General features: G+C 37.0%; 20 protein-coding genes. 17 read left to right on the top strand and 3 right to left on the bottom strand.

What is annotated here, in order from left to right; translation table 11 throughout:
* Positions 1-68 precede the first annotated feature (68 nt).
* The 15 genes from B8955_RS01085 to holA all read left to right on the top strand — a co-directional run bounded on the left by B8955_RS01085 (position 69) and on the right by holA (position 19,375).
* Entirely contained in the window at positions 69-1,670 is a 1,602-nt protein-coding gene (locus tag B8955_RS01085; protein WP_084097828.1) for a 2-oxo acid dehydrogenase subunit E2, read from the top strand.
* 7 nt (positions 1,671-1,677) lie between these two features.
* Positions 1,678-3,090, top strand: a complete 1,413-nt coding sequence (gene lpdA / locus B8955_RS01080; RefSeq protein WP_084097827.1) for a dihydrolipoyl dehydrogenase — start codon at positions 1,678-1,680, stop codon at positions 3,088-3,090.
* 141 nt (positions 3,091-3,231) lie between these two features.
* Positions 3,232-3,507 (top strand): UPF0223 family protein, encoded by a 276-nt coding sequence (locus B8955_RS01075; RefSeq protein ID WP_084097826.1) that lies wholly within the window; start codon positions 3,232-3,234, stop codon positions 3,505-3,507.
* 16 nt (positions 3,508-3,523) lie between these two features.
* The gene (locus tag B8955_RS01070; protein ID WP_084097825.1) at positions 3,524-4,315 is read left to right on the top strand and encodes an inositol monophosphatase family protein; all 792 of its coding nucleotides are present in this window, start codon (positions 3,524-3,526) and stop codon (positions 4,313-4,315) included.
* A 103-nt stretch (positions 4,316-4,418) separates the two neighbouring features.
* Complete coding sequence (typA, locus tag B8955_RS01065; RefSeq protein ID WP_084097824.1) at positions 4,419-6,251, top strand: translational GTPase TypA; 1,833 nt, start codon at positions 4,419-4,421, stop codon at positions 6,249-6,251.
* Between the two features lie 141 nt (positions 6,252-6,392).
* A complete protein-coding gene (locus B8955_RS01060) occupies positions 6,393-7,652 on the top strand; it encodes an FtsW/RodA/SpoVE family cell cycle protein (protein WP_084097823.1) in 1,260 nt (419 codons plus the stop codon).
* 157 nt (positions 7,653-7,809) lie between these two features.
* A complete protein-coding gene (locus B8955_RS01055) occupies positions 7,810-11,244 on the top strand; it encodes a pyruvate carboxylase (protein WP_084097958.1) in 3,435 nt (1,144 codons plus the stop codon).
* Between the two features lie 15 nt (positions 11,245-11,259).
* On the top strand, positions 11,260-11,550 hold the full coding sequence (locus B8955_RS01050; protein WP_084097822.1) for a YlbG family protein: 291 nt from the start codon (positions 11,260-11,262) through the stop codon (positions 11,548-11,550).
* A 168-nt stretch (positions 11,551-11,718) separates the two neighbouring features.
* Positions 11,719-12,495: an ABC transporter ATP-binding protein gene (locus B8955_RS01045; protein ID WP_084097821.1), complete on the top strand. Its 777-nt coding sequence runs from the start codon at positions 11,719-11,721 to the stop codon at positions 12,493-12,495.
* Complete coding sequence (locus B8955_RS01040) at positions 12,492-14,087, top strand: hypothetical protein (RefSeq protein WP_084097820.1); 1,596 nt, start codon at positions 12,492-12,494, stop codon at positions 14,085-14,087. The genes B8955_RS01045 and B8955_RS01040 overlap by 4 nt, the downstream gene beginning before the upstream one ends.
* 34 nt (positions 14,088-14,121) lie before the next feature.
* On the top strand, positions 14,122-14,694 hold the full coding sequence (gene rsmD, locus B8955_RS01035; RefSeq protein ID WP_084097819.1) for a 16S rRNA (guanine(966)-N(2))-methyltransferase RsmD: 573 nt from the start codon (positions 14,122-14,124) through the stop codon (positions 14,692-14,694).
* Positions 14,695-15,177: a pantetheine-phosphate adenylyltransferase gene (gene coaD / locus B8955_RS01030; RefSeq protein WP_084097818.1), complete on the top strand. Its 483-nt coding sequence runs from the start codon at positions 14,695-14,697 to the stop codon at positions 15,175-15,177. It begins immediately after the preceding gene.
* Positions 15,178-15,255: 78 nt separating this feature from the next.
* A complete protein-coding gene (locus B8955_RS01025) occupies positions 15,256-16,002 on the top strand; it encodes a helix-hairpin-helix domain-containing protein (protein WP_084097817.1) in 747 nt (248 codons plus the stop codon).
* 12 nt (positions 16,003-16,014) lie between these two features.
* Positions 16,015-18,339, top strand: a complete 2,325-nt coding sequence (locus B8955_RS01020; protein ID WP_084097816.1) for a DNA internalization-related competence protein ComEC/Rec2 — start codon at positions 16,015-16,017, stop codon at positions 18,337-18,339.
* A 7-nt stretch (positions 18,340-18,346) separates the two neighbouring features.
* Positions 18,347-19,375: a DNA polymerase III subunit delta gene (gene holA, locus B8955_RS01015; protein WP_084097815.1), complete on the top strand. Its 1,029-nt coding sequence runs from the start codon at positions 18,347-18,349 to the stop codon at positions 19,373-19,375.
* 56 nt (positions 19,376-19,431) lie between these two features.
* Here the strand turns inward: holA and rpsT are convergent, their stop codons facing one another.
* On the bottom strand, positions 19,432-19,686 hold the full coding sequence (gene rpsT, locus B8955_RS01010; RefSeq protein WP_084097814.1) for a 30S ribosomal protein S20: 255 nt from the start codon (positions 19,684-19,686) through the stop codon (positions 19,432-19,434).
* Between the two features lie 185 nt (positions 19,687-19,871).
* On the opposite strand from rpsT, the gene uvrB reads away from it, so the two are divergent.
* Positions 19,872-21,887 carry an excinuclease ABC subunit UvrB gene (gene uvrB / locus B8955_RS01005; RefSeq protein ID WP_084097813.1) on the top strand — a complete coding sequence of 672 codons (2,016 nt, stop codon included), beginning with the start codon at positions 19,872-19,874 and terminating at the stop codon, positions 21,885-21,887.
* Between the two features lie 42 nt (positions 21,888-21,929).
* Here the strand turns inward: uvrB and B8955_RS01000 are convergent, their stop codons facing one another.
* A complete protein-coding gene (locus B8955_RS01000; protein WP_084097812.1) occupies positions 21,930-22,535 on the bottom strand; it encodes a CadD family cadmium resistance transporter in 606 nt (201 codons plus the stop codon).
* A gap of 56 nt (positions 22,536-22,591) precedes the next feature.
* Positions 22,592-23,290, bottom strand: coding sequence for a phosphatase PAP2 family protein (locus B8955_RS00995; protein WP_084097811.1), 699 nt, complete (start codon positions 23,288-23,290; stop codon positions 22,592-22,594).
* Positions 23,291-23,523: 233 nt separating this feature from the next.
* Between B8955_RS00995 and rpsO the strand changes: the two genes are divergently transcribed.
* Positions 23,524-23,793: a 30S ribosomal protein S15 gene (rpsO, locus tag B8955_RS00990; RefSeq protein WP_084097810.1), complete on the top strand. Its 270-nt coding sequence runs from the start codon at positions 23,524-23,526 to the stop codon at positions 23,791-23,793.
* Positions 23,794-23,851: the final 58 nt, after the last annotated feature.

The raw sequence follows: 23,851 nt of genomic DNA, 5'->3' as shown, positions 1-23,851 counted from the left end.
GCTCTTGCCTAGTTTATACACATAAACAATTGATACTAATTTCAAACAAAGAAGGGATGAAAAAGTAAATGGCATACGTATTTAACTTACCTGATGTCGGTGAAGGAATGGCAGAAGGAGAAATCGTATCTTGGTTAGTTGCTGTTGGTGACACTGTAAGTGAAGAAGATCCAATTGTTGAAATCCAAAACGATAAATCTGTTGAAGAAATCTTTTCACCAGTCGATGGTACAGTAAAAGAATTACATTATGATGAAGGAGACGTTGCAACAGTTGGTACTCCATTAATTACCTTTGAAGGGGAAGGTCTTGAAGATAATGAAGGTGCTACTGACAGTGGAGCAGCTGAATCTGAAGTACCTGCTGCATCAGGAAGCACTTCATATTACAAATTCACTTTACCAGATGTTGGTGAAGGAATGGCAGAAGGAGAAATCGCTTCATGGTTAGTTAGTGAAGGCGATACTGTTGATGAAGAAGATTCATTAGTTGAAATTCAAAACGATAAATCTGTTGAAGAAGTTGCTTCTCCAGTTGCTGGTACTATTAAACGTATTGTTGTTGAAGCTGGTACAGTAGCTAACGTTGGTGACGTACTTGCTGAAATTGACTCACCAGAACATAATGGTGAAGGTGAAGAACCTGCCTCAACGCCAGATTCACCAGCAAAAGAAGCTAAAGCAGATGATCCTGCACAAGACGCTTCTACTGATACTTCAGCAGCTAGTGGCAATGTTCCAGAAATTTCTGATCCAAATAAACGCGTTTTAGCAATGCCTTCCGTACGTAAATATGCACGTGAAAAAGGTGTCGATATTTCTGCTGTTAGTGGTACTGGTAAAAATGGTCGTGTATTACGTGAAGATATTGATAACTTCGATGGTCAAGCAGCAACTGCTCAAGCAAGCGAACAACCAGCTGCTCAAAATGACGCACCTGCACAACAAGCAAGCGCTCAAGATGATGACCGCGTAGAACACGTTAAAATGACACCAATGCGTAAAGCAATTGCTAAATCAATGTCAACATCTAAATTTACTGCACCACAAGTTACATTATTCAAAGATGTTGAAGTTTCTAAATTATGGGATCACCGTAAAAAATTCAAAGCAATTGCTGCTGAACGCGATACTAAATTAACATTCTTACCTTATGTTGTTAAAGCATTAGTTGCTGCAGTTAAAAAATACCCAGCACTTAACGCTTCTGTGGATGAAGACGCTCATGAATTCATTCATAAACATTACTACAATGTAGGTATCGCAACTGATACAGACCAAGGATTATATGTTCCAACAATTAAAGATGCTAATATGAAATCTATGTTTGATATTGCTGACGAAATCAATGATAAAGCAGCAAAAGCACATGAAGGAAAACTTTCTGCATCTGAAATGGCTGATGGTACAATCTCAATCTCAAACATTGGTTCAGTAGGTGGCGAATTCTTTACACCAATCTTAAACTACCCAGAGGTCGCTATTTTAGGATTTGGTGCTATCGTTCAACAACCAATCGTAAATGATGAAGGTGAAGTTACTGTTGGTCGCGTATTGAAACTTTCATTAACTTTCGACCACCGTATTGTCGATGGTGCGACTGGACAACGTGCTTTAAACGAAATTACTCGTCTATTAGCTGACCCTGAATTGTTATTAATGGAAGGATGATAAAAGAATGGTAGTTGGAGCTTTCGCAGTTGAATTAGATACAGTTGTTGTCGGTTCTGGACCTGGTGGCTATGTTGCTGCCATCCGGGCGGCACAAATGGGCCAAAAAGTAGCCGTTATTGAACGTGAATTTATTGGTGGTGTTTGTTTAAACGTTGGATGTATTCCATCAAAAGCCTTAATTTCTGCTGGACATGCATACCATAATGCTAAAGGTGGTAGTGAAGTATTCGGTGTCAAATCAACTGGCGCAGAATTAGACTTCCAAAAAACACAAGAATGGAAAGACAATGAAGTCGTTAAAACATTAACTGGCGGCGTTGAAATGTTATTGAAAAAAAATAAAGTGGAAATTATCCGCGGTGAAGCTTTCTTCAATAACGAACGCGAATTAACAGTGGTTGGTGAAGATGATTCTCATCAATTGTATTCATTCAATAATGCCATTATTGCGACTGGATCTACACCAATTGAAATCCCAGGCTTCAAATTTGGCGGACGCGTACTTGACTCAACAGGCGCATTAAACTTAAAAGAAGTTCCGAAAAAATTTGTTGTCATTGGTGGCGGTATTGTTGGTTCTGAATTAGGTATGGCTTATGCTAACCTAGGTGCTGATGTCACTATTTTAGAAGGTTCTCCACAAATTTTACCAACTTTCGAAAAAGATATGGTTAAAGTTGTTGAGAAAAAAATGAAAGACCGTGGCATGACAGTTCATACTAAAGCAATGGCTAAAGAAGCTGTTGATAACGGCGATTCTGTAACTGTTAAATATGAAGTTAACGGAGAAGCTAAAGAAATCGAAGCTGATTATGTTTTAGTATCTGTTGGTCGTCGTCCAAACACTGAAGAAATTGGTCTTGAAGGTGTTGGCATTAAAACAAACGACCGCGGTTTAATCGAAGTAGATAACCAAGGACGTACGAATGTTAAAAACTTCTTTGCTATTGGTGATATTGTTCCTGGTGCTGCTTTAGCACATAAAGCTTCTTACGAAGGTAAAGTTGCTGCTGAAGCCATCGCAGGTGAACCAGCAGCTGTTGACTATAAAGTAATGCCTTCAGTTGCTTACACAGATCCTGAATTAGCTTCATATGGATTAACACAAAAAGAAGCTAAAGAACAAGGATTAGATGTTCACGCTTCTAAATTCCCATTAGCAGGTAATGGTCGTGCATTATCTCTTGACCAAAAAGAAGGATTCTTACGTTTAGTAGCTACTAAAGAAGACAATGTTTTAGTGGGTGCTCAAATGGTAGGAGCAAATGCTTCTGATGTTATGGCTGAAGTTGGTTTAGCAATTGAAGCTGGTATGAACGCTGAAGATATTGCCTTAACAATTCATGGTCACCCAACATTATCTGAAGCCGTAATGGATACAGCTGAAGCATTACTTGGACAACCAATTCATATGTAATTAATCTCTAAAATTCTAGTATTCAGACGATGATGAAGAGGTCGGGTTAAGCCCGACCTCTTTTTTGGCATAATCGAAGATTTTATCGCTTTAGCAGTCGTTTTGTTATAATGAAAATAAGTAAATTTTAGGGGGATTATTATGCCAAACTACACTTACCCAATCGATGAGGCATGGACAACCGAAGAAATTAGTACTGTCGTCACTTTTTTTAGTAAAATTGAACAAGCGTATGAACGTGGTGTGAATCGTGAAGCATTGTTAGCTGCTTATCGCGAGTTTAAAGAAATTGTTCCTAGTAAAATGGAAGAGAAACAACTTGATAAGCAATTTAGTAAAGTTTCTGGATATGCTATTTATCCAACGATTAAAAAAGCAAAGGAAGAAACAGCTAAAACGATTAAAATGACTAAATAACTAAAGGGGAATACTAATGCAATTAGAGAAACGTGCTGAAATCATTAAAGATTGGATTTATACAGCTGCCAATCATTTAAAAGAAAATATGGCATCCCAAATGACGGTTGAAGAAAAATCTAACCGTAAAGATTTGGTGACCAATTTAGATAAAGAAACTGAAATGTTTTTCCGTGAACAAATCGAACACCATTTTCCTGGTGAAGGAATCTTAGGTGAGGAGCATATGGGAGAAACCATTACAAGTTTAGACGGCCCAGTCTGGATTATCGATCCGATTGATGGCACAGCTAACTTTGTTTTGCAACATAATCATTTTGCCATTATGATTGCTTATTTTGAAGATGGTGTGGGCCAAATCGGTTTTGTTTATGATGTGATGGCAGATACTATGCTAGAAGCGATTAAAGATAACGGTGTCAAAATAAATGGGCAATCTTATACTTTACCATTTAGAGATAAACCAATTAGTGATGGACTGATTGCCATTAATAGTTCATTATTATTAGACAATACCTATCATATGCAGGAAATGGTTCAAGAGGCCATGGGGTTACGTCTTTATGGTTCAGCAGGATTAGAACTGATTTCCGTTGTTAAAGGAGAAACATTAGGGTATACGTCACCACATTTACAACCATGGGATATTGCAGCGGGTAGTGTGGCCATTAACGAACTAGGATTATGTTTGACTCAAATGTCAGGAGAGCCTATCGACTTTATGAATCCTAACCCTGTATTTGTTGGTTATCCATCGGTTTATAAACGGTTTAGAAAGCAATATGAAACTTATAAAACAATGAATTAAAACTAGCTATTCATTGATCTTAGTGATAGAATAGAACAGCAGTTTATGTTATAAGGGGATGCCCTTTGAACTAGTATCAAACAAAAATGGAGGAATTAGCAGAATGGCAAAAAGAGACGACATTCGTAACATTGCAATTATCGCTCACGTTGACCACGGGAAAACAACCCTAGTTGACCAATTATTAGAACAATCAGAAACTTTGGATGAAAGAGCCAAGTTAGATGAGCGGGCAATGGATTCAAATGCCATTGAAAAAGAACGCGGAATTACGATTTTATCTAAAAATACCGCTGTCAACTATAAAGGTAAACGGATTAATATTTTAGATACTCCAGGACACGCGGACTTTGGTGGCGAAGTTGAACGGATTATGTCAATGGTTGACGGAGTATTACTAGTTGTTGATGCCTATGAAGGAACAATGCCACAAACGCGTTTTGTATTGAAAAAAGCATTAGAAGCAGGCGTCGTACCAATCGTAGTCGTTAATAAAATTGATAAACCATCTGCACGTCCATTAGAAGTTGTTGATGAAGTAATTGACTTAATCATTGAATTAGGTGGAGACGAAGACCAATTAGAATTCCCAGTGGTTTATGCCTCAGCACTTAATGGAACATCAAGTTATGCACCTGAACCAGAAAAACAAGACGAAACAATGGATCCTGTCTTTGAATCTATTCTAGAGTATATTCCTGCTCCTCAAGATAACTCTGACGAACCATTACAATTCCAAGTTTCAATGCTTGACTATAATGATTACGTTGGCCGTATTGGAGTTGGCCGTATTTTCCGTGGTCAAATTAAAGTTGGAGACCAAGTGGCATTAAATAAATTAGATGGTACCGTGAAAAAATTCCGCGTGACTAAATTATTTGGCTTCTTAGGGTTAGACCGTGTTGAAATTGATGAAGCTAAAGCCGGCGATTTAATTGCTATTTCTGGTATGGAAGATATTTATGTTGGTGAAACAATTACAGATACGGAAGTTCAAGAAGCACTTGAACCATTACGTATTGATGAGCCAACATTACAAATGACTTTCTTAACGAATAATTCACCGTTAGCAGGACGCGAAGGACAACATGTAACAGCACGTAAATTAGAAGAACGGTTAAAATATGAATTACATACCGATGTTTCTTTACGTGTAGAAGATACAGATTCGCCTGATGCTTGGATTGTTTCTGGACGTGGCGAATTACATCTTTCTATCTTGATTGAAAACATGCGTCGTGAAGGCTATGAACTACAAGTTTCTCGTCCTGAAGTTATTATTCGTGAAATTGATGGCGTTAAATGCGAACCATTTGAACATGTTCAAGTAGATACGCCAGAAGAGTATCAAGGAACGATTATTGACTCATTAAATACACGTAAAGGTCAAATGTTAAATATGGAAAATACTGGACGAGGAACCACTCGTTTAGAATATTTAGTTCCTGCCCGTGGATTGATTGGTTACACGACTGAATTTATGTCTATGACTCGTGGCTACGGTATTATTAACCATATGTTTGATAGTTACCAACCATATATTCAAGAAACAATTGGGTCACGTAATCGTGGTGCACTTGTTTCAATGGAAAATGGGAAAGCAACCACTTATTCTATTATGAACTTAGAAGACCGGGGAACAATCTTTATTGAACCAGGTACAGAAGTTTATGAGGGAATGATTGTTGGGGAAAACTCTCGTTCAGAAGACTTAGCAGTTAATATTGTTAAAGCGAAAAACTTAACCAACGTTCGTTCAGCAACTAAAGACCAAACAGCGGTTATTAAAGCACCTAGAATTTTAAACTTAGAAGAATCTTTAGAATTTATGGGTGATGATGAATATTGTGAAGTAACGCCAGAAAACATTCGCTTACGGAAACAAATTTTAAATAAAGCCGAACGTGCAAAAGCGAATAAACGCAAAAATCATTAATGATAATGTGGATTGATATCCTAAGCCTTGAGTCAAGCTCAAGGCTTTTTCTTTACCTTTTCTTCAAAGGAAGACACGTTCCTTCAACTTTGGGTTTATGCTATAATAATGATTGTTTTATAGTGGCTATTGGAGGTTATTATGAGCACTCAAACAGATAAAAAAGTGCCAGAATCGTTCGGAAAAAGACAATTGAAACGAGCGATTCAGCAATTAAAAATTATTGATAAACCGGTATTAATTATTACCATTATTTTACTTATTGTCGGATTGATGATGGTATATACGGCAAGTTCTTATTTAGCGATTAGTCAAGATTTACCAGCAAACTCTTACTTAATTCGTCAATTTATTTTTGTATTGATTGGATTTCTTCCCTTTTTTGGGTTTTATTTTATGAATATTGATAAACTACAAAAGCGAAAAACAATCAATATTATGGTTAGTATAATGTTTATTCTCTTACTTATTGTATTGTTTATTGGAGAAGCTCGTAATGGGGCAAGAGGTTGGCTATCACTAGGACCAGTATCACTGCAACCCATTGAGTTAGCTAAACCATTAGTGGTTATTGTATTGGCAACGTTAATTGCACAGCATCAACGTGAAATTACCGCGAATGGTTATAAAGCATTAATAAAAAAAGAACGCTTTTTAGTCTTTAGTTTATTAGGCATTTTAATCATTACTTTCTTGTTTCCTGACTTTGGGGGGATGACGTTAGTAGCCTCAATCATGTTATTGATGATTTTGGGAAGTGGCATTTCATCCAAATGGTTTAAACGCTTCTTACTTATTGCTGTGATTGGTTATATTGTTATGCTCGTGACGTTAAATCTAATTGATTTATCTCATATTGATAATTACCAAATTCGACGGTTTGTGTCATTTGCTAATCCATTTGCATATGCACAAAGCGATGGGTTGCAACTAGTCAACTCTTATTATGCGTTAGCAGTAGGAGGATTTTTTGGTCAAGGACCAGGCAATAGTATCCAAAAGACAGGTTATTTACCAGAAGCGCACAACGACTTTATTATGGCGATTATAGGTGAAGAATTTGGCTTTATTGTTGTCTTATTGATTTTAATGTTGTATTTTGCGTTAATTGTTTATTTATATTTAAAAGCCGCGAAAACCCGTTCGATTTATCATCAAATGATTCTAATTGGTGTGGCAAGCTATTTCTTTATGCAACTCTTTATTAACTTAGGTGGAATTACTGGTTTGATTCCAATTACTGGTGTTACACTGCCATTCCTAAGTTATGGTGGATCGTCATTATTAGCGACCAGTATGATGTTAGGGTTAGCATTATCAGCCCTCAGACGTGATTTTCAAATGAAACATAAGCGTCCAGTAATGACCGCTTATAATCCAACCTTAAATCCAAACAAATAATTAGAAAGGCAAGACATCGTGCGTGTTTTGCCTTTTTTATTTCGTTTTATGTGATTAATATTAAGAAATAGCCTTGAAAAATGGTGAACGAATGGTTTTTGTGCTAAAATGATGTACAACAATGGATAGAAAGTTATGTGGAAGGAAGTCAATAATGATAAAAAAAGTATTAGTAGCTAATCGTGGAGAAATTGCGATTCGTGTTTTTCGAGCGTGTTATGAATTAGGCATTAAAACCGTTGCAATTTTTGCGAAAGAAGATGAAGCTTCTGTTCACCGGTTTAAAGCGGATGAATCTTATGTTGTTGGAGTGGGTAAAAAGCCTGTCGAAGCTTATCTTGATATTGAAGGTATTATTGCTATCGCCAAAGATACAGGTGCTGATGCTATTCATCCGGGTTATGGTTTTTTATCTGAAAATGTTCAGTTTGCCCGCCGTTGTGAAGAAGAAGGCATTCAATTTATTGGACCGTCAAGTGATATCCTAGATATGTTTGGCGATAAAGTCAAAGCCCGTCAAGCGGCAATGGATGCTGATATTCCATTAATTCCAGGATCAGATGGACCAGTCAGTGGTTTAGATGAAGTATATGCTTTTGGTGAAGAAGCGGGCTATCCCATTATGGTAAAAGCTGCTCTCGGTGGTGGAGGACGCGGAATGCGCGTTGTTCGTTCTCGTGATGATGTTGAAGAAATGTTTAACACTGCTAAGAGCGAAGCCTTAAAAGCGTTTGGTTCTGATGAAATGTATGTTGAGAAATACATTGAAAATCCAAAACATATTGAAGTGCAAGTGATTGCTGATAAACATGGACATACGATGCACTTATGGGAACGTGACTGTTCCGTCCAACGGCGTCATCAAAAAGTTGTTGAAGTCGCACCAACTGTTTCGATGGATATGGAAACACGCCATGCGGTTTGTGAATCTGCCCGTCAATTTTTAGACCAAGTAGGTTATACTAATGCAGGAACGGTTGAGTTCTTATTAGATGGTAAAGATTTCTACTTTATTGAGGTCAATCCTCGGGTTCAAGTAGAACATACCATTACCGAAGAAATTACCGGAGTCGATATTGTTCAAACCCAAATTAAAATTGCTAATGGCGAAACGTTAGCTGAAGCCGGAGTTCCTAGCCAAGAAGAGCTACCATTAAATGGCTATGCGATTCAATGTCGAATTACGACAGAAGATCCTAATAATGATTTCTTCCCAGCGACTGGTAAAGTGAATACTTATCGGTCACCAGGTGGTTTTGGGGTTCGTTTGGATGCTGGTAATGGCTTTACAAACACTGTAATCACACCATATTTCGATTCAATGTTAACGAAACTGATTACAAAAGCGAGAACTTTTGATGATACCGTTGCTAAAATGAACCGGTCATTACGTGAATATCGGATTCGAGGAGTAGAAACAAACCTACCATTTGTTCGTAATGTGATTAATCATCCAACGTTTAAATCTGGACAAGCAACCACAACATTTATCGATAATACCGATGAATTATTTGATTTCCCTAAAAATAGAAATCGTGACCGGGGAAATAAAGCTTTGCAATATATTGCTGATACGACAGTAAATGGTTTCCCAGGATTAAAAGATACAGATAAACCTTACTTTAATCGGGCAACGATTCCTAATTTTGAACCGCAAGAACCAATGGGTAAAACGGCTAAACAAGTTTTAGAAACAGAGGGGACGGAAGGATTACGTCAATATATTTTAGGACGTAAAGATTTATTATTAACGGATACCACAATGCGTGATGCGCACCAAAGTTTAATTGCTACGCGGATGCGGACACGTGACATGTTAAAACCAGCTAAAGTAATGGAAAAAGCGAATCCAAACTTCTTCTCAATGGAAGTTTGGGGTGGGGCAACATTTGATTCTGCCTTACGCTTCCTAACCGAAGATCCATGGAAACGATTAGAACAATTGCGAGAAGCGATGCCAAATACGTTATTACAAATGCTATTCCGTGGTTCAAATGCAGTTGGATACACATCTTATCCAGATAATGTGCTAGAAGCCTTTATTAAGCAAGCAGCGAAATCAGGTATCGATGTTTTCCGGATTTTCGATAGTTTAAACTGGACAGCACAAATGGAAAAATCAATTCGTGCCGTAAAAGATGCAGGTAAAGTCGCTGAGGCAACAATGTGTTATACAGGGGATATTTTAGATACAGACCGTTCTAAATATACTTTGAAATATTATGTAGACTTGGCAAAAGAATTACAAGCGCTTGGTGCAGATATTATTGCTGTAAAAGATATGGCAGGTTTATTGAAACCGCAAGCGGCTTATGAATTGATTTCTGAATTAAAAGCACATGTTGACGTGCCAATTCATTTACATACTCATGATACGGCAGGTAATGGTATTATGACGTATGTCAAAGCGAGTGAAGCTGGTGTCGATATTGTTGATGTGGCGACAGCAGCCTTTAGTTCAACAACTAGCCAGCCAAGTATGACTAGCTTATACTACGCACTTGAACACGGTGAACGCACACCAGCACTTAACCCTAAAAATGCGCAACGTTTGAACCAATATTGGTCAGATATTCGTGAATATTACAATGCCTTCAGTTCAGGATTAAAAGTTCCCGAAACCGAAATTTATTTAACTGAGATGCCAGGTGGACAATATACTAATTTACAACAACAAGCTCAAGCCGTTAACTTAGGTGATCGTTGGAATGAAATTAAAGCCATGTACCATGAAGTGAACTTGTTATTTGGTGATATCATCAAGGTAACACCATCTTCAAAAGTGGTTGGGGATATGGCGTTATTTATGGTTCAAAATGACTTATCCATTAAAGATTTCTATGAAAAAGGGCAACAAATTGACTTCCCAGAATCAGTGATTAACTTCTTCCAAGGAAAACTAGGTCAACCAGTTGGTGGATTCCCAGAAGACGTCAAAAATATTATCTTAAAAGATGCGCCATCTACGACTGAAAGACCTGGGGCATTGCTTGAACCCGTCGACTTCGAAGCTGTTCGTGAAGAAATCATTGCTAAATTAGATGATGATGACGTTGATGATAAAGATGTCTTAAGTTATTTGATGTATCCAGATATCTTTATTGATTATCGTCAAAAACTCGAAAAATACTCTGATTTAAGTTTAATTGATACACCAACCTTCTTCTATGGTATGAAACCAGGGGAATCAGTAACAATAGAAATTCAAAAAGGGAAAGTCCTATTTATTCGTTTGATTGAAATTGGAGAACCTGATCATAACGGTAATCGAATTATGTTCTTCGAATTAAATGGACAACGTCGAGAGATTATTGTCCAAGATGCTCATGCGACAAATAAAAAAGCCACACGACGCAAAGTAGATAAATCTAATCCAAACCATGTGGGCTCTACCATGCCAGGAAATATTTTGGATGTCCAAGTTAAAACAGGAGATGTGGTCAAACCAGGACAAGTCCTATTAATTTCTGAAGCGATGAAAATGGAAACGACGATTAAATCACCAACAAGTGGGGTCGTAAAAGAAGTTCTCGTCGCTGCTGGTGATCAAGTAGAGTCTGGAGATTTATTAATTGAAATTGAAAAAGAATAGAAAGTTGGAAGAAAGATGTCAACTCCTCCTCAATTAACAGAACGTCAAGAGCTGGTAGTTTGGCTTCATCATACGAAAGGAATTAATCAATTAAAGAAATATAGTTATATTTATTACGTATCTAAACGAATGAAATATGCTATCGTGTATATTGATGCGGATCAACAGGAGGAACTCACTAAGAAATTACAAAAAATAAAATGTGTTCGCCAAGTTGACCCATCACCAAGACAAGACCTTTCGATGAATTTTGATGATGTGTTATCAGTTGTTGCTGCTCGAGCAACTTCTACTGATAATAACTAGCTATATAACCCTATGTTTGTCGACAAAAATGACAGACATAGGGTTATTTTGTCTTATGATTATGCATTTTTCTCATTTTGTTGAGATAAGTTCAATATGACTTATCATTTATTGGTCACATATAGAATCTATGCTAAACTGAAGAAAACCTTTTCTGGAGGCGATACAATGATTACTTTTGATCATGTGACAAAAGAATATGAAACGACGGTAGCTTTAAATAATGTCTCATTTGAAATTGCAGATGGTGAGGTTTTCGGATTGATTGGCCATAATGGAGCCGGCAAGTCGACGACTATCAAATCATTAGTGAGCGTGATAGAACCAACTTCAGGAACGATTACCATTGATGGAAAGCCATTATCGGTTAATGACTTAGAATTGAAATCCAAGATAGCTTATGTTCCAGATTCTCCTGATTTATTTTTGAATTTATCAGCAGGTGAATATTGGGATTTAATTCGAGCAGCTTATAATATCCCGAACGATGAAGCGGAAGCTAAAATTCAAGAATTAATGGCTTTCTATCAACTAGAAGGCAAACGCAATCATTTAATTCAATCGTTTTCTCATGGGATGCGACAAAAAGTGCTGTTGATTGGAGCGCTACTTAGCCATCCAAAGATTTGGGTGATGGATGAGCCAATGACGGGGCTGGATCCACAAGCCATTTTTGATTTGAAACAACAAATTAAACAGCATGCTGCAGCTGGAAATATTGTGATTTTTTCCAGTCATGATTTAAATACGGCGCAAGAATTATGTGATCATATTGTTATCTTAAAGCATGGCGAAATCTCATATGATGGAACATTAAAAGACTTACGAGCTCAACATCAGAATGCCAGTCTAGAAGATATTTATTTAAACATGGTCAAATGTGTAGATGATTCCATAACGAATGAAAAAAGCAATAAGGATAATGAAGTAGGTGAGGAGTCATGAGATTTTCGGCGATATCAACTTTACTAAAAGTACATATGATTCGTGGGATGGCGCCACAATTAACGAAAATCCGCCAAAAAAATGCGCAAAAATCAACGGATTCTTTCATTAATTTAACACCAAGACTTCTCCTAGCATTAGGGCAACAGTTATTAGCTGGTTTAGTCATTGTTGGTGTTATGGTGGGAAATATTTCTTTACGAGATTATCCAGGAATCTATTCTCACTTTTTGCTGATTTTTGGTTTATTTTTATTAGTAACAAACGGTCAAAGTTTTTTAAATGTGGTAATTAATGCCGACGACCAGAATGAATTTTATCCGTTACCTTTTACCCCCTCAGAAATATTTTTTAGTAAATTATTGAGCATTCTTACATTCGCGTTTCCCATTGCGCTAACGATTTGGTTGACAATGTGGTGGATTCCTCATCAACTATGGTTTGGTATTATCGCCGGACTTCTTTTAACGATTATCTTATGTACGGCGATGATGGCCATTGGTCTCGGATTTCTTGCTTTAGGATTAAAAATTCCTATTATCCAACGTCATCGAAAAGGGTTTATGTATACTTTTTATGGGGCAATTGCGGTTGCTTGGTTTATGAGTTATCTCCGCTTTATCTTATTAAGTGTCAATGCGCCATTGGAACAACAACCACTGATTGATATGTCGGAGTTACCAGTATTTAAACATTTTTATTATATATTATCTGAACCTACTCAATGGCAACATTCATTAATCATTCTGGTTTTATTTGTTTTGGCGATTGGCATTTTATATTGGGTAATTCATTATGAAGCGCATCATTTTAGAGCTGAGGCATCGAAGGCACCACGTACAGTCAAAAGTAGACAAAACCAGACGCCACAAAACCTTCAATCTATTTTATGGAAGTATCATTTTCGGTCATTGTTTAATCGGTCATTAGCGGGACAAATCATTCTTTCAGAGGTCTTATTTGTTGGAGTGACATTTATTGGATTTATTATCGGGGATGACATTCAGAAACCGTTAGCTTATTTACAATGGCATCACTTCGGCTTGCTGATAATATTAGGAGTGGCTATTGCCTATGTCTTACAAATTAATGCCTCTTTTGGACGGATAGCTTTATCAATTGAAAAACAGGATTACCCATTTATGAAAACACTGCCCATTAATCGACATCAATACTTAGCGACCAAACTCAAAGCGGTTTGGGTAATTGAGAGTGTCGTCTCCTCGATAATTTCTATCCTCGTGGCGATTAGTTTAGGCATTCCCTTTTATTTAATTCCATTGATGCTAGTAGGGACAATAATAGGAGCAGGGGTGATGGCATTTAATGGATTTAAATATGACTATAAACATCTCAGATTAGATTGGGGTAACTTTCAAGATTTATTCACCCGTAGTAGTCAATGGTTAACATTGCTGAAATTCTTTGTTGGTTTTTTTGGTGTTATGATATTGGTTGGAGGAGTTTTCTTCTCTTATTATTTAGTGGATAACCTAATAATTCTTTCTTGTTTATGGGTTTTAGTGGTAGTATTGTTTGTTGGGTTATATTATTGGCTAGCAGTAAAACCCTTTTGGTCTAAAATTAAGTAATATTTAATATAGTACAAGAAAAAGGAGCGATTAGATGCGTGTGATTGCTGGTGAACATGGGAAAAGAAAACTAAAGGCGGTTCCTGGTAAAAATACCCGTCCAACAACTGATAAGATTAAAGAATCTGTCTTCAATATGATTGGCCCGTATTTCGATGAAGAAACGACTGTCTTAGATTTTTATGCTGGGTCTGGCGCTCTTGGAATTGAGGCCTTATCTCGAGGCGCCCACTATGCTTATTTTTGTGAGCGAAATCGGCAAGCGTTGACCACCATCCGGGAGAATATCACCACTTTAGGCTTAGAAAACCGGGCAGAGGTATTAGGTGGAAATAATTTACGAGCATTAGCCCAGTTACGTGAGCAACATCCGACGTTAAACTTTGATTTAGTTTTTTTAGATCCTCCTTATAAAAAGCAACAACTCGTTAAAACCTTAACGATGTTAGTGAATGATAATTGGTTAAAACAAACCAGTCGAGTGATTTGTGAGATGGAAAAAACAGATGAGTTACCAGATGAGGTAGCTGGGCTCGGAAAAATAAAAGATGTCACTTATGGGATTACGCGAATTGTTATTTATACTGGTATGAATAAGGAGGATTAGATGAGTCAAAAAGCCTTATATGCTGGAAGCTTTGATCCGTTAACAATGGGACATGTTGATATGATTGAGCGAGCAGCTAAATTATACGATGAACTTTATGTGGCGGTGGCAACAAATACGAGTAAAAAAGCGTTATTTACTGGAGAAGAAAAAATGGCTTTGGCTAAGGAAGCTACTGCTCATCTTGATAATGTCAAGGTCGTGGCATTAAAAGCCGGTCTTACAGTTGATTTTGCTCGCGAATTAGGAGCGAGTGTCTTAATTCGTGGTCTACGTAATACAACAGACTTTGAATATGAAACGAATATCGCGTTGATGAATAAACTCCAAGATAGTGGGGTTGAAACAGTCTTTCTATTATCGGATGAAAAGTATCGATTTGTGTCGAGTTCAATCATCAAGGAAATTGCTCAATTTGGTGGCGACATTAGTGCTGTCGTTCCTGAAAATGTTAATCGCGCCATCATCAATAAATTTAAATAAAAAATCCGCTTTGTAAGTAAGGTTAACGACTTCTTTTCTTCGTATTTATAAAAAAGAAGATGAGAGGAGAGGTCGGCGATGAATAGATGGCAACAATGGTTAAAGTCACTGAAGACAAAATCACTAATCGGGTTATGGCAAGATTATGGCCGACGATTAGTATTGTATTTCGGTGGCTTTTTACTATGCTTATTTATTGCGATTAAAGTGTATCAAACCATTTATTCTAATGAAGAAGTGAATCAGTCAGAGTCTTATCTAATGGCTGACGACCGAGAATATTATTTGGATGATAGCGAGCCAACAGCTTTAAATGAAGAAAGCACACCGTCGTCAACGGCTAGTGAAGAGAAAGTTGTCCAAAAAGGATATGTTGATATTAAAGGAGCTGTAAAGAAACCAAGTATTTATCCCGTTGATCAAGAAATGCGAATTTATGATGTGATTGATTTAGCAGGGGGATTAACGTCCGAAGCGGATCAAACGCAAATTAATTTAGCACAGCGTGTGAGTGACCAGATGGTGATTTATATTCCTAAAAAAGGGGAACAGGCACCTGATTTAACGACAATTAATACTCCAGAAACAGTGGCGAATAGTGAGACATCTGAAAGTAGCCAACAGTCAAGTGCGTTAATCAATATTAATACGGCGGATAGTAGTCAACTCCAAGAAATTACAGGAATTGGCGAGAAAAAAGCCACTGAAATTATTCAATACCGTGAAAATAATGGAAGTTTTCAAACAGTCGATGAACTAACAAATGTCAATGGGATTGGTGAAAAGACATTAGAAAATATTCGTAGCCAAATAACCGTTGAATAATAGGAATTGACGATGATTTGGCTAACTTTAGGCGTGATAAGCGTTACTGTAGTTTTACTCAATTGTAATTTTTGGACCATCATATGTTTTTTGTTGATTGTTTGCCGTGTTTGGTATTTAGATCAGCGAAAATTATGGTGGGGATTTATTATTATTTTAATAGTGACGGCTGGAAACACGTTATACCACCAATCCCAAAAACAGACGAATTTAGATAGCAATAAGAATGAGTGGATTGTGAATGTTTCGATGACTGACGTTGAAATTGAAGGAAATCAAGTGCATTTTACTGGTAATGTTGTGTTATCTGAAAAATCAGCGGAAAAGGTCGAAGTCTTTTATTATTTATCGTCAGAAACGGAGAAAAAAGAATGGTTGGCACAAACAGAAAGCTTTCAAGTAAAAATTTTTGGGGAATTAAATCAACCAGATGAAGAAAGAAATTTAGGCAGTTTTAATTATCGTCAGTTTCTTTGGCGACGCCAAGAATTTTGGATATTAAACGCCAAACAGATTATTTTTATCCAACCATTACGTCAATGGAAGTATCAAATCGCAAACTTTAAATATGCCTTTTTACGGCGATTCGAAACAATTGCTAATCCTCAAATTCGGGCCTATATTTTGTCGTTATTCTTTAATGAATTAGAGGTGATAGATAGTAACGTATTAGCTGCTTACCAAACGATAGGAATGATTCATCTATTTAGTATTTCAGGCTTTCACGTAACTTATTTAGTGAAACAGATGAAACGATTATTATTACCTTTGGGTCTCACTGTTGAGGTGGTTGATTTAGTCGTCTTAGGACTATTATTTGCTTACTGCTTATTACTCAATTTTCCTTATGGCTTAATTCGAGCGTTTGGGGCTTACTTATATAATTGGTGGCAACGAAGACGAGGTAATCCGCCATCAACATTAAATGGGACGTGTCTAACCTTAATGATTTGTCTATGGTGGCAACCGTATGCTTTATTCTCACTAAGTTGGCAATTGACATATTTATTAGCTGCTGTTGTTCTGTTTATGAATCAAAGTTTAACAACTTATTCTTGGCCCAATTGGATGAAGGAACTGATGATGAGTTTTGGGTGTTTAATGGCTATTGTGCCAATACTAGTTAGTCACTTTTATCAATTTTCATGGCTAGCTTTAATATTAAATGTTTTTTATTCTTTTATTTTTACCGTGTTTCTTTTTCCAGGTCTATTACTATTAATGGGACTTCATCTTGTCGATTTAGCTAATTATTTGGAATGGTTTCAAGCGTTACTAGCATGGGTGATTAGGCAGTTGGAGCGATTAAGTTTAGAAGTTGTCGAATGGGATATTTTTCATTGGGTGACTGGTCAAATCCCAGCTTGGCTAATGGGAATCATTGTTATTGTTTTCATTAGTTATTTCTTAGCCTTTGAAAGTCAAAAACATTTAAAAGTGATGACTATCATAATAGGAAGTGTATTAATGATATTATGGGCATATCCTTATCTTAATCCTAATGGCGTGGTCCAAATGGTTGATATTGGTCAAGGAGATACCTTTTTGATAAAGTTACCGCATATGAAGAAAGTTTATCTCATTGATGTGGCGGAAAAACCTCATTTTGCCAAAGAAAATTGGGAAGAGCGGGAGACGTCTAGTATGGTGAGTCGCCAACTGATTCCGAGCTTAAAAGCTCAGGGAATTCGAAAGATAAACGGCGTGTTTATAACGCATGGCGATTATGATCATATGGGAGGATTTGATGAGTTAAGCCAACATTATCCCATTGATAATGTTTATTTGCCAATTGGAATGCAAGCTGATACGACGCAGCTGGCAACCTTAGCGGATAGTTTACAACAGGCAGGTCAGCAGTCACATATTCATTGGTTAAAAACTGGCGATACGATACGAGCGTCAACGGAGACGAGTTTTCATGTGTTAAATCCACATGAGAAAGGAACAGGAGAGAATGAAGATTCGCTCGTCCTTTATGCTGAAATAGGGCCACGTCGGTTTTTGTTTACTGGAGATGTCGAAGATAAAAATGAACAAAGGGTTCAACAAATGATTCAACGTTTAGGATTAAAGATTGATATATTAAAGGTTGCTCATCATGGGTCCGGGCACTCAACACCTAGTGAATTTGTGGAAACTATCAAACCTAAGCAGGCGTGGATTTCAGTAGGAGAAAACAATCGCTACGGTCATCCAAATCAAGAAGTCTTAAAATCATTACAACAATCAGGTGCTGAAATTTATCGAACCGATAAAATGGGCGGGATTTACTATCATTTTCGGAAGGGATTCGCTAAAATAGAAACAACAGCCCAAAATTGGGAGGAGAGTTAACTAATCCATGGATTTACAACGTGCATTACAATCGTTAAAACAACAAGTGTTTTCCCCAGTTTACTTATTAGTAGGAACAGAGAAACGGTTAATGGAACGTTTTGAAGAAGCGTTAATGGCTACTTATCTAGGTGATGATGCGAATGAAATGAATCACTTAGCGTTTGATATGGAGAATACCCCTGTTCAATCAGCCGTAATCGAAGCAAATTCATTTTCTTTTTTCTCAGAGCGTAAAATTGTGCGAATAAAGGATGCTTATTTTTTAACTGGTGCTAAGAAAAAGACACGCGTGGATCATGATATTGACCAATTAGCGGATTACTTCAATCATCCTGCTCCAGATGTTGTTGTTGTCATTGAGGTTCCGTATGAGAAACTCGATAAACGTAAAAAAGTCATCAAAAAATTACCTGATAATGTCACAACTATTGATGTGAGTGAGATGCAAGGACCAGCAGTAAAGACTTACGTCGAGCAGACGATTACCCAGGCTGGGGTAGACATTTCGCCAGCAACCCTTCAGTATTTCTTAGAACGTGTGAATTACGAGTTATCACCTGCTTTGAATGAATTAGAAAAATTACTGCTCTTTATTGGAGATAGTTCAGAAATTACCCAACATGATGTTGAAATATTAGTGACGCCAACTTTAGATGATGATGTCTTTCATTTGACGGACTATATTATGACTGGACAAGTTGAGCAAGCGATTCAATTGTATCGTGAATTGCTAGGTCATAATGAACAACCTATTGGTATTTTAGCGTTAATTCAATCAAATTTTCGCCTTTATACGCAAATTGCGCAGTTGAAACGTCTTGGTTACAATCAAGGAAGTATGGCTAAGGAATTAGGGGTTCATCCTTATCGAATCAAAATGACGGCTAAACAGATGGCAGCTTACTCTGCGAATCGTTTAATGAGAGGATATATGCAGTTAGTGGAACTAGAACATGAGATGAAAACGGGGAAAGTGGACCAAAAACAAGGTCTAGAATGGTTTATTCTCCAATTTTGTGCTAGAGAAGCTTAAAAAAGATAACAAAAAAGCTGAGTCACTTCCTAATGGAAAGACTCAGCTGTTTTTTGTTATTTGTTTAATTTTTGTGCTAAACGTGATTTATCACGAGCAGCTTTATTGTTATGAATTAAGTTTTTGCTTGCCGCTTGGTCAATTGCTTTAGCTGCTTGGTTGAATAATTCTTGTTGATTATCTGCACCTTCAGCTACTGCAGTTTCAAAACGTTTTTTAGCGGTACGCATTTCGCTAACTAGTTTAGCGTTGTGTGCGTTACGAGCGTCATTTTGACGTGCGCGTTTGATTGCTGATTGAATGTTTGCCATGTTCATACACCCACTTTCTTACAAATTTAAGTGAAAAGTCACTAACAGAGGTATTATACTGAAATTTTAAAAGTTACGCAAGTCTTTTCAAAACGTAAGAGTTAAATTCTTAATTCAGGTGTTCAATAGCTGATGCTAGGATTATCAGTAACTCATGATACAATAGGGAAGAATGGAGTGATGGGATGTCTTTAGATATTGAAAGAAAGCAAAATACATTTGATTTAGTGTCCAAGTATCAGCCTAATGGGGACCAACCAGAAGCCATTTCTGAATTAGTGGATAAGATTAATAGTGGGCAAACGTCTCAAGTATTATTGGGAGGAACTGGTACGGGGAAAACATTTACGATGGCCAATGTGATTGCGCAAACCAATCGACCAACGTTAGTACTGGCTCATAATAAAACATTAGCTGGACAATTATATGGCGAGTTAAAAGAATTTTTCCCTAACAACGCGGTTGAATATTTTGTATCTTATTATGATTATTATCAACCAGAAGCGTATGTTCCTTCTAGTGACAGCTACATCGAAAAATCTGCAAGTGTGAATGATGAAATTGATAAACTACGTCACTCTGCCACCAGTGCACTTTTAGAGCGTTCGGATGTGGTGATTGTCGCTTCTGTTTCTTGTATTTACGGATTAGTAAATCCTAAAGACTATGCAGAACATGTGTTGTCTATTCGTGAAGGCCAAGAAATGGAACGCGATGATTTTATGCGTCGTTTAGTTGATATGCAGTTTGAGCGTAATGATATTGATTTTACACGCGGAACCTTTCGTGTAAGAGGGGATTCAGTCGAAGTTTTCCTAGCTTCTCGAGATAGTTCAGCTATTCGCGTAGAATTCTTTGGCGATGAAATTGACCGTATTCGTGAAGTTGATGTATTAACGGGAGAAGTAAAAAATGATGTGGAACACTATCCAATTTTCCCTGCGACTCACTTTGTCGCTAACAATGATCAGATTCAACGCGCAGTTGATAGTATTGAATCAGAATTAGAAGAACAATTACAAAAATTCCGGGATGAAGGAAAATTACTAGAAGCACAACGATTAGAACAACGCACTCGCTATGATATGGAAATGTTACTGGAAATGGGTTACTGCAACGGTATTGAAAACTATTCTCGCCATATGGATGGACGTGCCCCTGGTGAACCACCATATACATTATTAGACTTCTTCCCAGATGATTGGCTAATTATGGTAGACGAATCCCATATGACGATGCCACAAGTGCGTGGAATGTATAACGGTGATAAAGCGCGAAAAGAGATGTTGATTAATCACGGATTCCGCTTACCAAGTGCCTTAGATAACCGGCCATTGAAATTAGACGAGTTTGAAGAACGGTTAAACCAAGCCTTATATGTTTCCGCAACACCTGGAGATTATGAGCTTGATAAAGTAGATGGCGATGTCGTGGAACAAATTATTCGACCAACTGGATTATTAGATCCGATTGTAGAAGTTCGTCCAACAAGTGGGCAGATTGATGATTTGATTAGTGAAATTAATGAACGCGTTGCTAAACATGAACGCGTCTTTATTACGACGTTAACGAAGCGAATGTCTGAAGATTTAACCGATTATTTAGAAGAAGTCGGTATTAAAGTAAAATATTTACACAGCGATATTAAAACGTTAGAACGGTCAGAGATTATTCGTGACTTACGTTTAGGTGTGTTTGATGTTCTCATTGGAATTAACTTATTACGGGAAGGAATTGATGTTCCTGAAGTCTCATTAGTAGCTATTTTAGATGCTGATAAAGAAGGCTTTTTACGTAATGAACGCTCATTGATGCAGACAATCGGGCGTTCAGCTCGGAATGCTAACGGACATGTTATTATGTATGCTGATGAAATCACCCAATCAATGCAAAAAGCGATGGATGAAACGAATCGTCGACGGAAAATTCAAGAAGCATATAATGACAAATATAATATTGAACCACAAACAATTAAGAAAGAAATTCCAGAACTTATTCGGATTACTCATGACGTTAATACGGCTGATGAATCGGCATCATTATTAGATTCTATTCGTGATCTTAAACGTGACGATAAGGAAGAAGCTGTTCATAACATTGAAATGGAAATGAAGCAAGCAGCTAAAGACTTAAACTTTGAGAAAGCCGCGGAATTGCGCGATATTGTGATGGAATTAAAAGCAGAATTTAAAATGCAATAGTACCATTGATAGTGAAAAGGACGTCGATTGACGTCCTTTTTATTAATTGAATAACAAGCTAAAAATGCCGTTTTCATACATAATATAGAGTCCCAATAATATAAACACAGTCGGAACGATTATTCGTTCATAAGTTTCAATGGTTTCCATAATGGTAGGAACTTTGGCAATCCGTTCACTGACTTCACAGAGAATAACCACACCAAAGATGAAAATAATAAGGGTAATAACAATTTCTGACGTAGCAAGGGTAGCAAAATAGGGAATATAAATTCCAAGATTGTCACCACCAGAGGCAATAGTTAGTAATGTAACACTCCAAAAAAGTTGTTGTTTTTGCCGCTTTTTTAATTGTGAAGAGACTTCCTCTTCATCATCATCTTCACCGACAATTGCAAAACGAATCCCTAAAAATAAGGGAATGAGTCCTAATAAACCAATCACCCAATCTGAAGGGATAAAGTGAATGACGTAAACAGCTATTAAGCTAGTGAGTACTAACAATGCAGTTCCTAAGTATTGTCCAGCATAGATTTGTGCTTTTAATCCTTTATGATTAAACGTTGAGAATAAAAGCACTAATAAGAAAAGATAATCAATGCTAGTTGATAGATAAACTGTGATGGCTGATAGGATGGTTTGAAACATAATACCTCCTTATTTTTTATGCGTGATGTCATATGACAAAATTGGTTAGAGCAGAGCTACTTTTTAGAGGAAAATTCTTCCCAATAGGCATTATCGATGATAAAAGCACGTAAATAACCAGCAGCTAAAATAATGACGGCTAACCCTAGTGAAAGTCCAGCAATAGTATCGCTTGGATAATGAACGCCTAAATAAATACGACTAAGTGCAATCGTAGTAGGGAAAAAGAAAAGAATAAAATACGCTAACCAACTTCCCCAGCGATGATGTTTAAATCGTTCATAAACGAGAATCGCAATGGTACCATATAAAATCATTGAGCCAGCAGAATGACCACTAGGGAATGAAAATCCCCCTTGATTAATTAGGTGGGAAACAACGGAAGGACGTTGCCGTTGAATAATAAATTTCATGAGTGGATTTAAAATCCCAGCACCAATACCTATCGTCACAAGAAACCAACGCATAATGCGACGCTGTTTTGTATAATAATTGAAATTAAGGGCACAGAAAATAATAATGGCCACCACCATGATGCCATCAGCTAAACGCGTATATTGACCAATAAATTGATGAAATACTGGATTTCCGTAACCATATAATTGACTAAGAACTCGTTCATCGAAATGTTGTATCCAGTCAGGGCGAAATAGAAAACAACAAACAATGAATATAAAAGGAATAAAGGCAATGACAGCACGTGATATATAATGTTTTAAATAAGTGTAATGTCCTTGAAAAAATTGATGAATCATTTTATAGCCACCGATTCTATATTATTTTTATTATCCAATAATTGTAGGCGAAAAGTCTACTCAAAAAGTTATCTAAATTTTTTATAGAAATCCTACGAGAAAATTTGCATTACTTAATAATAGTCGATATAATAATGTTACGTGTGAAAACACGGCTACCTTTTACTTGGTTCGACGAATCACCAACGTTCTACAAGGTAAAAGGCAAATATTATAGAAAGAGGTGTTGCTAAATGGCAATTACACAATCACAAAAGCAAGAAATCATTAATAAATACGCACGTCACGATGGAGATACAGGTAGTCCAGAAGTGCAAATCGCGTTATTAACTGCTGAAATTAACGCACTTAACGAACACGCTCGTGAACATAAAAAAGACTACCATTCTTACCGTGGATTAATGAAAAAAGTTGGTCATCGTCGTAACTTATTAGCTTACTTACGTAATAAAGATGTTCAACGTTACCGTGACTTAATCCAAAGCTTAGGTTTACGTCGTTAATAAACTTAAGATGTCCAAAAAGTTGGACAACAATGATTAATGCATGTACTAAAAGCGA

This window comes from Aerococcus suis (genome assembly GCF_900176325.1).
GTDB classification, from domain to species: domain Bacteria; phylum Bacillota; class Bacilli; order Lactobacillales; family Aerococcaceae; genus Aerococcus; species Aerococcus suis.
This window is presented reverse-complemented; position numbering and strand designations above follow the sequence as displayed.

What these genes read in the sequence shown, in the direction of transcription:
- B8955_RS01050 (WP_084097822.1), top strand. Translation starts at nt 11,260, where the DNA reads ATGTCAACTCCTCCTCAATTAACAGAACGTCAAGAGCTGGTAGTTTGG.
- B8955_RS01085 (WP_084097828.1), top strand. Translation starts at nt 69, where the DNA reads ATGGCATACGTATTTAACTTACCTGATGTCGGTGAAGGAATGGCAGAA.
- B8955_RS00995 (WP_084097811.1), bottom strand. Translation starts at nt 23,290, where the DNA reads ATGATTCATCAATTTTTTCAAGGACATTACACTTATTTAAAACATTAT.
- rpsT (WP_084097814.1), bottom strand. Translation starts at nt 19,686, where the DNA reads ATGGCAAACATTCAATCAGCAATCAAACGCGCACGTCAAAATGACGCT.
- B8955_RS01045 (WP_084097821.1), top strand. Translation starts at nt 11,719, where the DNA reads ATGATTACTTTTGATCATGTGACAAAAGAATATGAAACGACGGTAGCT.
- uvrB (WP_084097813.1), top strand. Translation starts at nt 19,872, where the DNA reads ATGTCTTTAGATATTGAAAGAAAGCAAAATACATTTGATTTAGTGTCC.
- B8955_RS01000 (WP_084097812.1), bottom strand. Translation starts at nt 22,535, where the DNA reads ATGTTTCAAACCATCCTATCAGCCATCACAGTTTATCTATCAACTAGC.
- B8955_RS01070 (WP_084097825.1), top strand. Translation starts at nt 3,524, where the DNA reads ATGCAATTAGAGAAACGTGCTGAAATCATTAAAGATTGGATTTATACA.
- B8955_RS01040 (WP_084097820.1), top strand. Translation starts at nt 12,492, where the DNA reads ATGAGATTTTCGGCGATATCAACTTTACTAAAAGTACATATGATTCGT.
- B8955_RS01025 (WP_084097817.1), top strand. Translation starts at nt 15,256, where the DNA reads ATGAATAGATGGCAACAATGGTTAAAGTCACTGAAGACAAAATCACTA.
- B8955_RS01060 (WP_084097823.1), top strand. Translation starts at nt 6,393, where the DNA reads ATGAGCACTCAAACAGATAAAAAAGTGCCAGAATCGTTCGGAAAAAGA.
- rsmD (WP_084097819.1), top strand. Translation starts at nt 14,122, where the DNA reads ATGCGTGTGATTGCTGGTGAACATGGGAAAAGAAAACTAAAGGCGGTT.
- coaD (WP_084097818.1), top strand. Translation starts at nt 14,695, where the DNA reads ATGAGTCAAAAAGCCTTATATGCTGGAAGCTTTGATCCGTTAACAATG.
- B8955_RS01020 (WP_084097816.1), top strand. Translation starts at nt 16,015, where the DNA reads ATGATTTGGCTAACTTTAGGCGTGATAAGCGTTACTGTAGTTTTACTC.
- rpsO (WP_084097810.1), top strand. Translation starts at nt 23,524, where the DNA reads ATGGCAATTACACAATCACAAAAGCAAGAAATCATTAATAAATACGCA.
- lpdA (WP_084097827.1), top strand. Translation starts at nt 1,678, where the DNA reads ATGGTAGTTGGAGCTTTCGCAGTTGAATTAGATACAGTTGTTGTCGGT.
- B8955_RS01075 (WP_084097826.1), top strand. Translation starts at nt 3,232, where the DNA reads ATGCCAAACTACACTTACCCAATCGATGAGGCATGGACAACCGAAGAA.
- typA (WP_084097824.1), top strand. Translation starts at nt 4,419, where the DNA reads ATGGCAAAAAGAGACGACATTCGTAACATTGCAATTATCGCTCACGTT.
- holA (WP_084097815.1), top strand. Translation starts at nt 18,347, where the DNA reads ATGGATTTACAACGTGCATTACAATCGTTAAAACAACAAGTGTTTTCC.